Source organism: Pantoea sp. X-Soil-ISGK-259 (assembly GCF_059730705.1).
In genome coordinates, this window is sequence record NZ_AP035986.1 from 2,984,581 (window position 1) to 2,999,051 (window position 14,471).

13 protein-coding genes are annotated in these 14,471 nt (G+C 55.9%); 5 read left to right on the top strand and 8 right to left on the bottom strand.

Going from position 1 to position 14,471, the window contains the following annotated elements:
- Positions 1-93 precede the first annotated feature (93 nt).
- Positions 94-1,527: a magnesium transporter gene (mgtE, locus tag AC6I77_RS14140; protein ID WP_008926560.1), complete on the top strand. Its 1,434-nt coding sequence runs from the start codon at positions 94-96 to the stop codon at positions 1,525-1,527.
- On the opposite strand, the gene AC6I77_RS14145 is transcribed toward mgtE, so the two are convergent.
- Positions 1,528-2,025: a helix-turn-helix transcriptional regulator gene (locus tag AC6I77_RS14145; protein WP_140033148.1), complete on the bottom strand. Its 498-nt coding sequence runs from the start codon at positions 2,023-2,025 to the stop codon at positions 1,528-1,530.
- A gap of 20 nt (positions 2,026-2,045) precedes the next feature.
- Positions 2,046-2,291 carry a hypothetical protein gene (locus AC6I77_RS14150; RefSeq protein ID WP_003848722.1) on the bottom strand — a complete coding sequence of 82 codons (246 nt, stop codon included), beginning with the start codon at positions 2,289-2,291 and terminating at the stop codon, positions 2,046-2,048.
- Positions 2,292-2,485: 194 nt separating this feature from the next.
- Here AC6I77_RS14150 and AC6I77_RS14155 point away from each other — a divergent pair, with 194 nt between their 5' ends.
- Positions 2,486-2,665 (top strand): GDFGVC terminal motif YodC-like protein, encoded by a 180-nt coding sequence (locus AC6I77_RS14155; protein WP_140033147.1) that lies wholly within the window; start codon positions 2,486-2,488, stop codon positions 2,663-2,665.
- 30 nt (positions 2,666-2,695) lie between these two features.
- Here the strand turns inward: AC6I77_RS14155 and AC6I77_RS14160 are convergent, their stop codons facing one another.
- From AC6I77_RS14160 to guaB, 3 genes are all read right to left on the bottom strand, one after another.
- Positions 2,696-3,469 carry a DUF3750 domain-containing protein gene (locus AC6I77_RS14160; RefSeq protein WP_003848719.1) on the bottom strand — a complete coding sequence of 258 codons (774 nt, stop codon included), beginning with the start codon at positions 3,467-3,469 and terminating at the stop codon, positions 2,696-2,698.
- 306 nt (positions 3,470-3,775) lie between these two features.
- On the bottom strand, positions 3,776-5,356 hold the full coding sequence (guaA, locus tag AC6I77_RS14165) for a glutamine-hydrolyzing GMP synthase (protein WP_003848716.1): 1,581 nt from the start codon (positions 5,354-5,356) through the stop codon (positions 3,776-3,778).
- Positions 5,357-5,424: 68 nt separating this feature from the next.
- Positions 5,425-6,891 carry an IMP dehydrogenase gene (gene guaB, locus AC6I77_RS14170; RefSeq protein WP_497817065.1) on the bottom strand — a complete coding sequence of 489 codons (1,467 nt, stop codon included), beginning with the start codon at positions 6,889-6,891 and terminating at the stop codon, positions 5,425-5,427.
- A 168-nt stretch (positions 6,892-7,059) separates the two neighbouring features.
- On the opposite strand from guaB, the gene xseA reads away from it, so the two are divergent.
- The 3 genes from xseA (at position 7,060) to AC6I77_RS14185 (ending at position 9,892) form a co-directional block, all read left to right on the top strand.
- Positions 7,060-8,433: an exodeoxyribonuclease VII large subunit gene (xseA, locus tag AC6I77_RS14175; protein WP_033761516.1), complete on the top strand. Its 1,374-nt coding sequence runs from the start codon at positions 7,060-7,062 to the stop codon at positions 8,431-8,433.
- A 116-nt stretch (positions 8,434-8,549) separates the two neighbouring features.
- Complete coding sequence (locus AC6I77_RS14180; protein WP_140033146.1) at positions 8,550-9,563, top strand: M4 family metallopeptidase; 1,014 nt, start codon at positions 8,550-8,552, stop codon at positions 9,561-9,563.
- A complete protein-coding gene (locus tag AC6I77_RS14185; RefSeq protein WP_008926700.1) occupies positions 9,560-9,892 on the top strand; it encodes a protealysin inhibitor emfourin in 333 nt (110 codons plus the stop codon). Before AC6I77_RS14180 ends, AC6I77_RS14185 begins: the two co-directional genes overlap by 4 nt.
- Positions 9,893-9,932: 40 nt before the next feature.
- Here AC6I77_RS14185 and AC6I77_RS14190 read toward each other — a convergent pair whose 3' ends face one another.
- The 3 genes from AC6I77_RS14190 to der form a co-directional block, all read right to left on the bottom strand.
- Positions 9,933-12,374 carry a glucose/quinate/shikimate family membrane-bound PQQ-dependent dehydrogenase gene (locus AC6I77_RS14190; RefSeq protein WP_039659542.1) on the bottom strand — a complete coding sequence of 814 codons (2,442 nt, stop codon included), beginning with the start codon at positions 12,372-12,374 and terminating at the stop codon, positions 9,933-9,935.
- Between the two features lie 310 nt (positions 12,375-12,684).
- On the bottom strand, positions 12,685-12,906 hold the full coding sequence (locus AC6I77_RS14195; protein WP_039659539.1) for a zinc ribbon domain-containing protein: 222 nt from the start codon (positions 12,904-12,906) through the stop codon (positions 12,685-12,687).
- Between the two features lie 62 nt (positions 12,907-12,968).
- The gene (der, locus tag AC6I77_RS14200; RefSeq protein WP_008926703.1) at positions 12,969-14,459 is read right to left on the bottom strand and encodes a ribosome biogenesis GTPase Der; all 1,491 of its coding nucleotides are present in this window, start codon (positions 14,457-14,459) and stop codon (positions 12,969-12,971) included.
- Between the last annotated feature and the right edge of the window lie 12 nt (positions 14,460-14,471).

A 14,471-nucleotide genomic window follows, 5' to 3' on the forward strand; every position in this document is an offset into this window, starting at 1 on the left:
AACGGAATCCAGATAACTGGACTCTTTTTTGCATCCCTTTTTCAGGCGAAACGCTACACTGCGTGCTGGTGCTTACAGACTAAGGGATCCAATGTGTCTGCCTCTCAATCTCAACGTTTAAGTGAAATACGTCATCGCATTCTGACGCTGCTGCTCAATGAGCACGATCTGGTTGATTCCCTGCTGGAGAAATCCGGCGATCTCAACCCTGAACAGCAACGTGAAAATGCGGCCCAGCGTGATGCGCTGGAACAGGATATTCAGCAGCTTCATGCCGCTGACCTCGCCGACATTCTTGAAGCCCTGCCCGAAGAGGAACGTCAGGCATTGTGGCGTCTGGTGCCAAACGAGCGGCGTGGTCACGTGCTGGTTGAAGCCTCAGAAACGGTCTGGGCCAGCCTCACCGAAGAGATGAGCGACCGTGATATCCTGCGCGCTATCCAGCCGCTGGACATCGACGATCAGGTCTGGCTGGCACAATATCTGCCGCGTGACCTGACCGGGCGCCTGCTGGCGACCGTGGAGCCAGCTCTGCGCGCCCGCATGCTCGATATGGTGCAGCTCGACCGCGACCGCGTAGGCCGGGTGATGGATTTTAATATCCTGACGGTGCGCGACGATGTCACGCTGGCAACGGTGCAGCGTTTTCTGCGCAAGCGTAAAAGCATGCCAGGCGGTACCGATAAACTCTTTATTACTAACAAAGACAATCAGCTGCTGGGCGAACTGCTGCTGACGGATATCCTGCTTAACAAACCTAAAACTCTGGTCAGCGACGTTATGAACGCGCGCCCGACCACCTTCCAGCTCAACGACAAGGCCGAAGATGCGGCCAGCGCCTTTGAGCGTTATAACCTGATTTCTGCTGCCGTCACCGACGCGAAGGGCAAACTGATTGGCCGTGTGACCATCGAAGACATTGTCGACCTGGTGAATGCCGAAAACGAAAGTAACATTCGTAAAATGGGCGGCATCAGTCAGGAAGAGGATGTGTTTGCCCCGGTGCGTAAATCAGTACGCAAACGCTGGGCCTGGCTGGCCATCAATCTCTGTACCGCCTTTGTTGCTTCGCGGGTTATCGGGCTGTTTGAAGGGACGATTTCGCAAATCGTGGCGCTTGCCACCCTGATGCCAATTGTTGCGGGTATTGGCGGCAACACCGGTAACCAGACCATCACCATGATTGTGCGGGCACTGGCTTTACATCAGGTTGAACCGGGTAACTTCTCGTTTCTGATTGTCCGTGAACTGGGCGTAGCGCTGATCAACGGCCTGTTCTGGGGCGGCATTATGGGCGGCATTACCTGGCTGATGTATGACAATATGGCGCTGGGTGGCGTCATGATGCTGGCCATGGCGCTGAATCTGCTGCTGGCCGCGCTAATGGGTGTACTGGTTCCGCTGGTGATGACCAAAATGAAGCGCGATCCGGCCGTAGGCTCCAGCGTATTGATCACCGCTCTGACCGATACCGGCGGCTTCTTTATCTTCCTGGGACTGGCGACGATCTTCCTGCTGCCGCACTGATCAAGCGTGCAGCCCGTAACGTTGCAGCGACCCGTTGAGATTGCGCTGCCGCGTCACCTGTGCCAGCTCACGGGTCGCCGCAGGCAGCGTGTAATTGCCGCGCTGGCTCAACCACTCCAGCACATCGGCTAAATGCCAGATGGCGGTTTTACCGTCGTGCACCGGCAGTGGAAAGGGCGGGCGGTGGCTGAGCATTAACTTACGCATATTCTGACGCGTCATGCCGATGATCTCGGCCACATCCGTCAATCCCACAAAATCAGGTGCCGCTTCTACCAGCGTGGCACCCGGTATAGCACGCAGCACATCCTCTTCTGCCTGTTTCAATACCTCCGTGGCAGAGTCAGACTCCCGGGTAAACTCCAGTGCAATGCGCCCTGGCATACCCAGACCAATCAGTGCATCATCACAGCCTGATACTGCCAGTGTTTCCAGCAACTCATCCACCGGCGCATGCCCTTCCGGCAGGCTAAACCGCAGTGTAAAACAATATTCCATATGCCTCTCCTTGTGCTGCTTCAGGACTTCAGATAGTGACAATTATCTACCACGCGCCGCAGCGCCTGGGCATGCTGATGTGCATTTTTCGGTGTGCTCCAGATGCAGGTCAGACAAAACTCCCCACATCGGCACATCAACAGATTTTTCGGGCAGTACATTTTGCCCCAGGCGTGATGACCTCCCGTCACGACCAGCCAGCCATGGGTTTCTGCGTAACGTAACGCCGTTTCAATCTCTTTACTGGGATGCCGCTTCCTTGCCATGTGTGTCCCTATCCTGACGCTGAATGATTGAGTTGTCAACTGACAACCAGGTAAATATTTCTTAATGCGCCTCAGCATGCGCAGACTTTTTCTCGCAGTAAAACGGTCAGGGTATAAACTGGAAAACGTCACGCAAAAAATAAACCGCGCCAGCGAGAATCCGGCCGGACTCATGTTCAACAACGGAGGCAGGAATGTTTAAAGCAGAGGATTTTGTTCAGTCGAAAACCGGCGGGCCTAAAATGCAGGTATTGCGCGTCGACGGCGACACCCTGTGGTGCGCGCGCGTTGATGATGCGGCCAAGAAAGAGTTCGAAGTGAAAGCAGAGAGCGTCAATCTCTATCACGAAGAAGGTGACTTTGGCGTGTGCTGACGCAAAATGGCCCCTGACGGGGCCAGACTGTCAGGGTTTGTCCTGCTGAAGGTTGTCATTGCCCAGACCACCGATAAACGGCAACCGCAGCCGGAACGGCGTAAAATCGAGTCCCATGTTAAGCCCCAGCAGGTTCACTTCAAGTCCCTCTTCCGCGCCCAGCGTCACGCCCGCCACGCCCAGAATCGACACCTGCAAACCGCGCCCGGATGGCGGCAGCCCGATGGGATGCCACAGTGACCGGTAATCTTTGCCCAGCGCATTGGCGGGCAGATCCAGTTTTAAAGCCGGCACTTCACGGCCGATATGCGCCAGGAAGGTATTGCTGTTCGGTCCGGGCCAGGCACGATAAGTTGTCGGCCACGGATAGGATTTAATGGCGGCTTCAATCTGCGGAATCATCGCCTCGGCTTCCGGTCCGCGATGCTCCACCAGCAGCCGGGGTTTTGCGCCATACCAGTAACCATCCGGCAGGTTGGTGTTGCGCCGGATTTTGTCGCCGCTGCCCCAGCTAATCACTTCGTAGCGGGTGAAACGCGTTTCACCTGCGCGCTTAAAGATGATCCAGGGATGCACCGCCACCCGCCCTTTCCAGCCATAGGTCGGCGCCGCATAGACCTGCACGATAGCCAGGTTATATAACGCACGCGGATCGGGCGCGATTCCGGACGAATCCCGCCGGGCAGTGGCCCAGCCACCGGTCTGTGCGGTTTCGCCGTGACGCGTCGCCTGCGCAATGCTGGCCCCCAGCGACAGCAGTAGCACGGCAACAAAAAACAGGCTGAACACTTTCAGTGAGAGCATGACAACATTCCTGATGACGTAAGAATCACGAAACGCCTGAGTAGCAGGCGGTTACAGTAAGTAGCGGCTTTGGGATACGGATTATCGAAGCGGCGGATAAAAGCAGGACACAAAGGAAGTTAAGTGCAGGCTTCTACTGCAGGGAGAATAGCGCAATTTCCGGTAAAGTGAACAGAAAACCGCCAGTGATGGGGATAGATGTGCTGAAAGGTTAAAATGGCCCATCTAAGTGGAGTTCAGGCAATAAAAAGCCCGCTGAAAGCGGGCTTTTAAAGCATCAGGAGCTAATCGGCGGCATGGGCCGGTTTATTCCCACTCAATCGTCGCCGGTGGCTTGCCGCTGATGTCGTACACCACGCGGGAGATGCCGTCGACTTCATTGATGATGCGGTTTGAGACGCGGCCCAGGAAATCATACGGCAGGTGCGCCCAGTGTGCGGTCATAAAGTCGATGGTTTCCACCGCACGCAGCGAGACAACCCAGTCATATTTACGGCCATCGCCCATCACGCCGACCGAGCGAACCGGCAGGAAGACAGTGAACGCCTGGCTGACTTTGTTGTAGAGATCCGCTTTATGCAGCTCTTCGATGAAGATGGCATCGGCACGGCGCAGCAGGTCGCAATACTCTTTCTTCACTTCGCCCAGCACACGCACGCCCAGACCCGGACCCGGGAACGGATGGCGATACAGCATGTCGTACGGCAGGCCCAGCTCCAGACCAATCTTGCGCACTTCGTCTTTGAACAGCTCTTTCAGCGGCTCAACCAGGCCCATCTTCATCTCTTTCGGCAGGCCACCCACGTTGTGGTGTGACTTGATGACGTGCGCTTTACCGGTAGCTGACGCCGCCGACTCAATCACGTCCGGATAGATGGTGCCCTGTGCCAGCCACTTCACATCCTGCAGCTTCAGCGCTTCTTCGTCGAACACTTCCACAAAGACGCGACCAATGGTCTTACGCTTGGCTTCTGGCTCATCAATACCCGCCAGCGCATCCAGGAAGCGCATCTCAGCCGGCACATGGATGATGTTCAGACCGAAGTGGTCGCCAAACATATCCATTACCTGTTGTGCTTCGTTCAGACGCAGCAGGCCGTTATCCACGAACACACAGGTCAGACGGTCGCCGATGGCACGATGCAGCAGCATTGCCGTCACAGAGGAGTCCACTCCGCCTGACAGACCAAGGATGACCTTGTCGTTGCCAACCTGCTCACGCAGGCGTTCAACGGCATCTTCAATGATTTTGGCCGGTGTCCACAGTGCTTCACATTCACAGATGTCGATGATGAAGCGCTCAAGCATCCGCAGACCCTGACGGGTATGGGTCACTTCCGGGTGGAACTGCACGCCGTAGAAACGCTTTTCTTCGTTGGCCATAATGGCAAACGGACAGGTTTCTGTGCTGGCAACGGTCACGAAGTCAGCCGGGATCGCCGTGACTTTGTCGCCGTGGCTCATCCAGACATCCAGCAGCGGTTTACCGGTGGCGCTGATTGCATCTTCAATGTCGCGAACCAGGGCACTTGGGGTCGTCACTTCAACCTGCGCATAGCCGAACTCGCGCTCGTTAGAGCCAGATACTGTGCCGCCCAGCTGCATTGCCATGGTCTGCATACCGTAGCAGACACCCAGCACCGGCACGCCTGCGTTGAAAACATATTCAGGTGCACGCGGGCTGTTCAGTTCTGTGGTGCTTTCCGGGCCACCAGAAAGGATGATGCCGCTGGGGTTGAACTGGCGAATCTGCTCTTCGGTGACATCCCATGCCCAGAGTTCGCAATAAACGCCGAGCTCGCGCACGCGACGTGCCACCAGCTGCGTGTATTGTGAGCCGAAATCGAGAATCAGAATGCGGTGCTTATGGATATTTTCCGTCGTCATTGAGGGGTTTCCAGAACGGTGACTTGATCAATAAAAGCGCCCGGCTGAAGCCGGGCGTGAAATCGGGATTATGAACCCATGCGGTAGTTCGGTGACTCTTTAGTGATGGTCACGTCATGCACGTGGCTCTCATTGATGCCCGCACCGCTGATGCGAACAAATTCCGCTTTGGTGCGCAGGTCGTCAATGGTCAGGCAACCGGTCAGGCCCATGCACGAACGCAATCCGCCCATCTGCTGATGCACGATCTCTTTCAGACGGCCTTTATAGGCCACGCGACCTTCGATACCTTCCGGCACCAGCTTGTCAGCGGCGTTATCAGTCTGGAAGTAACGGTCAGACGAGCCTTTGGACATCGCGCCCAGTGAACCCATACCGCGATAGGATTTGAATGAACGGCCCTGATAGAGTTCGATCTCGCCCGGCGACTCTTCGGTCCCCGCCAGCATTGAACCGACCATCACACAGGACGCACCCGCCGCGATTGCTTTAGCGATATCACCAGAGAAACGGATACCGCCGTCAGCAATCACCGGAATACCGGTGCCTTCCAGCGCTGTAACCGCGTCAGAAACGGCAGTGATCTGCGGAACGCCCACGCCGGTTACGATACGGGTAGTACAGATTGAGCCCGGGCCGATACCGACTTTAACGGCGCTGACGCCTGCCGCGACCAGCGCCAGAGCGCCTGCGCCAGTGGCCACGTTACCGCCGACGATTTCCAGATCCGGGTATTTAGCGCGGGTTTCACGGATGCGTGACAGCACACCTTCAGAGTGGCCGTGTGAAGAGTCAATCAGCAGCACGTCAACGCCTGCTGCGACCAGCGCATCAATACGCTCTTCGTTACCGGCACCCGCGCCCACCGCTGCACCGACACGCAGTCGACCCTGCGCATCTTTACAGGCGTTAGGTTTACGTTCGGCTTTCTGGAAGTCTTTAACAGTGATCATGCCCAGCAGATGGAAGCTGTCATCCACGACCAGCGCTTTCTCAACGCGCTTTTCGTGCATCTTGTGCAGGACCACATCACGCGCTTCACCCTCTTTCACCGTTACCAGACGCTCTTTCGGGGTCATGACCGCAGAGACCGGCTGAGAGAGGTCGGTGACAAAGCGCACATCACGACCGGTGATGATACCCACCAGTTCGTTGTCGCGGTTAACTACCGGGTAGCCTGCAAAGCCGTTGCGCTCGGTCAGCACTTTCACATCAGCCAGAGGCGTGGTTGGCAGCACGGTCTGTGGTTCAGTGACCACGCCGCTTTCATGTTTCTTCACCTTGCGCACTTCGTCCGCCTGGCGTTCAATCGACATATTTTTATGGATGAAGCCAAGGCCGCCTTCCTGTGCCAGCGCAATCGCCAGACCCGATTCGGTCACGGTGTCCATGGCAGCGGAGAGCATAGGAATGTTTAAACGGATATTTTTGGTCAGCTGAGTGCTGAGATCGGCCGTATTAGGCAGGACGGTGGAGTGTGCAGGGACGAGCAGAACGTCGTCAAAAGTGAGTGCTTCTTTAGCGATTCTTAACATGGCAATACTCCACCTCGGGTGATTGAGAATAGATAAAATATTGCCGCGGCATTATACAGGCCGTAATCGATTGCCTCCAGCATTATTTAAGAAAAACTCTTGATCCGCGCAGGCAGCAATGTAGTATCGATGAATTAACCTGCTGATTTGGAATTTGATCTTCGTCACATGTCGCTGCCACCCATCGCCAATATTTTTACCGTCAGCCGTCTCAATACGACAGTGCGTCAACTGCTGGAGAAAGAGATGGGTCTGGTCTGGATCAGCGCCGAGATCTCCAACTTCACGCAACCGGCATCCGGTCACTGGTACTTCACGCTGAAAGATGATGGCGCTCAGGTTCGCTGTGCCATGTTCCGTAACAGCAATCGTCGCGTCACCTTCCGTCCGCAGCACGGTCAGCAGGTACTGGTGCGTGCCAACATCACGCTCTATGAACCCCGCGGTGACTATCAGCTGATTGCCGAGAGCATGCATCCGGCGGGTGAAGGCTTGTTGCAGCAGCAGTTTGAACTGCTGAAAGCAAAACTGGCGACCGAAGGATTGTTCGATCCGCAGCATAAGCAACCACTGCCGGAACCGGCACGCCAGGTCGGGGTTATCACCTCTTCCACCGGTGCGGCACTGCACGATGTGTTACGTGTGCTGCATCGCCGTGATCCTTCGCTGCCCGTGGTGATCTACCCCACCGTAGTTCAGGGTGTTGATGCGCCCGCGGCGATTGTCCGTGCAATTGAAATCGCCAACCTGCGCAATGAGTGCGACGTGTTAATCGTCGGACGCGGCGGCGGTTCACTGGAAGATCTGTGGAGTTTTAATGACGAACGCGTAGCACGCGCCATTTTTGCCAGCCGCATTCCTGTCGTCAGCGCGGTCGGTCACGAAACCGATGTCACCATTGCTGACTTTGTTGCCGATTTACGCGCGCCCACCCCTTCCGCCGCCGCTGAAATTGTCAGCCGTAACCAGCTGGAGTTGCTGCGCCAGTTGCAATCTCAGCAACAGCGGCTGGAGATGGCGATGGATTATTACCTGGCGCGCCAGCAGCGGCTTTATACCCGCCTTGAGCATCGTCTGCAGCAGCAGCACCCGCAGTTGCGTCTGGCTCGCCAGCAGACCGCCCTGTTCCGCCTGCAACAGCGTCTGGGTGAAGCGATCGAAACCCGTCTGCGTCACGCAACACGTCAGCAGGATCGCCTGTCCCAGCGACTCACTGCTCAACAGCCGCAGCAGCGCCTGTTCGAGGCGCAAAAGCAGCTTCAAAACTGGCACTATCGCCTGCAGCAGAGCATCACTCAGCAGCTTAACAGCAACAGGCAGCACTTTGGTCAGTTGGTGGCGCAGCTGGAAGGCGTCAGCCCGCTGGCGACGCTGGCGCGTGGGTTCAGTGTGACCACCGACACCACCGGACAGGTGGTGAAGAAAACGGTACAGCTCCAGAGCGGCGATCTGCTGCGCACCCGTCTGGATGATGGCTGGGTTGAAAGCCAGGTGACCCAGCTGTTACCTGAGAAAAAACGCCGCCGCAAAACCGCGTCCTGACGCTGACGCTTGCTGTCAAATCACACTTTTCCCTCACCGCTGGTCTGATGAATAAGGTTTAACCAGACTGGCGGGTCTATACTTTTTGGTACATTCATGATGCCAAGGAGTTCCAGATGGCTTACAGCGTTATTCCTCCCTATATCCTTCGCAAAATCATCGCACACGGTTCCGGCCACCAGCAGGAGCAGGCGCGTCGCACCCTGACTCACGTTCAGCACCTCATGGCGGAACACTGGCAAAAGCCGACCGGCGTAAAAACCGCGGCGGGTGGTCATGTGGATCGTGAAATTTATGATGCGCAAAGTCAGCAAACGCTGCCGGGTAAACTGATTCGTCAGGAAGGTCAGCCCGGCAATGACGACGTGGCTGCAGAAGAAGCCTGGGACTATCTTGGCGTAACCTATGACTTCTTCTGGCAGGCTTATCAGCGTAACTCGCTGGATAATCAGGGGCTGAAATTGCTGGGTACCGTGCACTACGGTGAGAAATACCAGAACGCTTTCTGGAACGGCCAGCAGATGGTATTTGGTGATGGTGACGGCGAAATCTTCAATCGCTTCACCATTGCGATTGACGTGGTGGCGCACGAGCTGGCGCATGGCGTCACTGAAAACGAAGCCGGGTTAATCTACTTTGAGCAGTCTGGCGCGCTGAATGAATCGCTGTCGGATGTCTTTGGCTCGCTGGTGAAACAGTTCAGTAAAAAACAGCGCGCCGACGAGGCCGACTGGATCATCGGTGAAGGTCTGCTGGCAAAAGGAATTAACGGGCGTGGTTTGCGATCGATGTCTGAACCTGGTACCGCCTACGATGATCCGATGCTGGGCAAAGATCCGCAACCGGCCCACATGGATCACTTCGTGAAGACCCGTGAAGATAACGGTGGGGTCCATATTAACTCCGGCATTCCTAACCGGGCCTTTTATCTGGCGGCTACAGCACTCGGCGGTTATGCATGGGAACAGGCGGGATATGCCTGGTACGACACCGTGTGTGACGACGAACTGCCACAGAATGCGGACTTTAAGACATTTGCCCGCTTCACCGTTGAGCATGGTAAAAAACGCTTCGACGCGTCGGTCAGCAATGCTATTGAACAGGCGTGGAAGGAGGTTGGCGTGTTATGAGTGACCTGCCCGAACTCACCGATGATGCCACCATCATCGTCGCGCGTGAAGGCGGCATGGCCTTTATTCCGGGGCTGCGCGCCGAACGTCGTTTTATGCTGGGTGAGCTGCCGGCACCGGAAAAAGAGCGCGTCTGCCATGCGCTGGAGCAGGCAATGCCGCTGGGCGAACCCGAGGAAAAAGCTGCGCAGGTGGGCAGTGGCGATCAGCGCTATTTCCGCATCCAGATTCAGTATGCCACCCGCCGCGAGGTGGGCACCATTGTGCTGCTGATTCCGGAACAGGTGGCACCACCTGAGTTGCAGGCGCTGTGGCGCGACGGCAAATAAAAAAAGGGCCGACAATGTCGGCCCTTCTCGTTAAGCGTTGTTACTTGCTGTCTGGCAGCGCGTACGCAATCACGTAATCACCACGGTCCGGAGACTGACGTGCGCCACCTGCCGAGATCAGGATGTACTGCTTACCATCTTTCGGTGAGACGTAGCTCATTGGGCCGCCCTGACTGCCCACCGGCAGACGTGCTTTCCACACTTCTTTACCGGTTGATGCATCAAAGGCGCGCAGGTAGTAATCCTGTGTACCGGCGATGAACACCAGGCCACCCTGCGTTGCCAGCGTACCGCCCAGCGTTGGCATACCAATCGGCATTTTCACGCGCATTTTAATACCAAACGGACCGGTATCCTGCACCGTACCGACCGGCACCTGCCAGACGATTTTCTGTGTTTTCAGGTCAATCGCCGACAGCGTACCAAATGGCGGTTTCTGACAAGGGATGCCCAGCGGTGACATAAAGCGGTTCTTATTCACAGCATAAGGCGTGCCTTTCAGCGGAACCGCACCCATACCGGTGTTGATCGCTTCGCCACCGTTACTGCCACGCGCCGTTTTATTGGTATCCGCCGGGATCATCTGAACCCACAGGCCCAGACGCATGTCATTGACGAACAACAGGTGATTGTTCGGATCGATCGACATGCTGCCCCAGTTCATTCCACCCAGTGAACCCGGGAAGCTCAGAGACTTGTCAGTGTCTGGTACGGTGAACAGACCGTCATAGCGCATCGATTTGAAACCAATACGGCAAGCCAGCTGGTCAAACGGCGTGGCACCCCACATGTCAGACTCTTTCAGCGTCTGGTTGCCGATCTGCGGCATACCGGTCGAGTGCGGCTGTGTTTTGGTGTACTGCTCGTTCGGGATATGACCCTGCGGCATCGGCAGTTCTTCGACTTTGGTCAGCGGCTTACCGGTCATACGGTCAAGCACGAAGATCATGCCGGTTTTGCCGCCAATCACCACCGCTGGCGTGGTGCTGCCATCTTTTTGCGGGAAGTCGATCAGGCTTGGCTGCATCGGCAGGTCGAAGTCCCACAGATCGTTATGTACGGTCTGATAGACCCACTTCTCTTTACCGGTGGTGGCATCCAGCGCCAGCACCGATGCGCCATATTTGTGATCCAGCGCGGTACGGTTCGCACCCCAGAGGTCAACTGACGAACTCCCCATTGGGATGAACACGGTGTTCATTGCCGGGTCATAAGACATCGGCGCCCATGAGTTTGGCGTACTGCGGGTATAATCTTTGCCCGGCATCAGTATCGCATTCGGGTCAACATTGCCCGGGTCAAACGCCCAGCGCATTTTGCCAGTAATCACGTCAAAACCACGTAACACACCACCAGGCATATCGGTCTGTACGTTATCTGCGACACGGCCACCCACCACAACCGTGGTACCGGCCAGCGTTGGCGCGGAGGTCAGCTGATATTGTGGGTCCGGTGCCTGACCCAGGCCCGCTTTGAGATCTACGATGCCGTGATTACCAAAATCTTCACAGAACTCACCGTTGTCGGCGTTGATCGCAATCAGACGCGCATCAATGGTATTCATCAGAATACGGCGCTGACAGCTGTCACCAGCTGGCAGCACAGCCGCCGTCACCGGTACAGAACCCGGCTTGTCCGGCTGTTGCACAGGTTTGGTGGCATCAAAGTAAGCCAGACCACGGCAGCGCGGCCAGACTTCAGCCTGGGCGTTGATTTCACGTTTCCAGATCTGCTTACCCGTGTTGGCTTCAACGGCGATAACGTTGTTATGCGGCGTACAGAGATAAAGGGTATTGCCAATCTGTAATGGCGTCTGCTGATCTTCTGCGCCGTTACCGGTCGGGCTGACTGGGGTATCACCCGTGCGGAAGGTCCACGCGACCTGCAGATCTTTCACGTTGTCGCGGGTGATTTGATCGAGTGCCACAAAGCGGCTGCCCTGAGGCGTGTTGCCGTAATTATCCCAGTCTTTCTGTTGTTTCGCTTTGTCTACCGGGATCAACGGTAACTCTTCGCCCGTAGCCGCAACGGTAGGATGAGGCTGGAACATCTGCACCAGTGTTGCCACCATGCCTGCCGCCAGCACTGCCGCGAACGCGTAAGAAGGTTTCGCCAGTGAGTGCTTACCTTCGTGCTTACGCAGTGAAGGCCAGATCAGGAAAGCCAGCAGCGTCAGTCCGGCTGGAACCATCAGACGCGAGACCAGTGGCCAGAAATCCAGACCTGCGTCAAACAGCGACCAGATCAGGGTGCCAGCAAAGACCAGCAGGAACAGAACCACTGCCGAAGATTTGCGACGGAAGAACTGAATTGCGGAGAGGACAGTAACAATACCCGCAATTAAAAAGTACCAACTGCCGCCCAAGGCAACCAGTTTACCGCCGCCAATTGCAAAAAACAGACCGGTGGCAAGCAGCACCAGTCCGAGCAGCATGGATGCGATTCCCAGCCCCTTTCCGGCGCGGGAGGATGTTTCAGCCATAACACTTACTCTCCTGAATAAACAGAGCGCCCGGACAGAGGCCATCCGGACTCCGGCGCGTTAACAGGTGCGCGTGGAGCATCGCTCGGTTTCAAATCGAATATAAACAGACCCGCGTCCGTGAGAATCTGTGGGCCGGAAGAGCACTGATGTGGCTGACCCCTCCCACGACGCGGCAGGATTGTACCACCTGGTACGTTACAGAGTGAACATATCTAACCGGTTTGTTACGGCGCAATAGCATTTTTGCTACAAATAGCCGGGCGTCGCGGTGGATTCTCAGACAGATTACGCGTAGCTGAAAGCGGCGTTAGTGACCTGGCGGCTGGAACAGTACGCGCTTGCGCGAGATCAGACCATGTCCATTGCGGCAAAAGTAGTCCACTGCACCGCAGGCTTTGAGTACGTCAAGCGGCTGGTGACACTCAGGGCAACAGGGTTTCGCGGGATAATGCGCACCACAGGCACTGCAGATAATTTCACCGTTGCTGAGCGACAGCGGTTGCTGACATTTTTCACACATCACCATCATTTTCTTCTCCCTGCCTGATGAGTTCAGAGCAAAAAAAAGAGGGCCAGATGGCCCTCATTTTGTTAACGCTTATTCTTTTTCATATGCGCCATCAGACGCTTACGTTTACGCTGCTGCGTTGGCGTCAGCAGGTTACGTTTGCCTTCATAAGGGTTATCACCCTCTTTGAACTGAATACGAATTGGCGTTCCCATCACGTTCAGTGATTTACGGAAGTAGTTCATCAGATAGCGTTTGTAAGAATCGGGCAGATCCTTCACCTGATTACCGTGGATCACTACGATAGGCGGGTTATAACCACCGGCATGCGCGTATTTCAGCTTAACGCGACGACCGCGTACCAGCGGCGGCTGGTGATCGTCTGCAGCCATGTTCATGATGCGCGTCAGCAGCGAGGTATTTACGCGTCGGGTCGAGCAGTCATAAGCTTCAGTGATCGACTCGAACAGATTACCCACGCCGCTGCCGTGCAGCGCAGAGATAAAGTGGATACGGGCGAAATCGATAAAGCCCAGACGGAAGTCCAGCGTCTCTTTCACTTCATCACGTACTTCCTGCGACAGGCCATCCCATTTGTTGACCACAATCACCAGCGAGCGACCACTGTTGAGAATGAAGCCAAGCAGTGAGAGATCCTGATCGGAAATGCCGGCATGCGCATCAATCACAAGCATCACCACGTTGGCATCTTCAATCGCCTGCAGCGTCTTGATCACCGAGAATTTCTCTACAGTGTCAGAGATTTTGGCACGCTTACGGACACCGGCGGTGTCGATCAGAACGTATTCACGTCCATCGCGCTCCATCGGAATGTAGATGCTGTCGCGGGTGGTGCCCGGCATATCGTAGACCACCACGCGGTCTTCACCGAGAATGCGGTTGGTAAGCGTTGACTTACCTACGTTTGGACGACCAACGATAGCCAGTTTGATCGGCAGGCCCGTCGGGTCGAAGTTTTCTTCTTCCTCTGCGGCTTCCTGCTCAGCAATCTCGTCAGCTTCTAACGCAGCCCAGTAAGCCTGGTTCTCTTCTTCTTCAGTGAGCTCGACCGCCTCAACTTTTTCCATCCACGGCAGCAGCGCCTCTTCAATCAGGCTGCTCACACCACGACCATGCGACGCCGCAATGGCGTGGATTTCGCCCAGGCCCAGTGAATAGAAGTCGACAATCGCCTGATCCGGATCCATCCCGTCAGTTTTATTTGCCACCAGGAAGGTCGCTTTCTGACGGGAACGGAGATGCTTCGCAATTTGCTGATCGGCGGCCATCATACCCGCACGCGCATCCACCATAAACAGCACAACATCGGCTTCTTCGATCGCCAGCAGTGACTGTTCAGCCATCCGCGTTTCAACACCCTCTTCGGTGCCGTCGATACCACCGGTATCAATAACAATAAATTCGCGCCCTTCCACTTCGGCGCGACCATATTTGCGATCGCGAGTCAGTCCAGGAAAATCCGCTACCAGCGCATCACGTGTGCGTGTTAAACGGTTGAATAGCGTAGATTTTCCCACATTGGGACGCCCAACCAGCGCGACCACAGGTACCATAACAAAATGCCT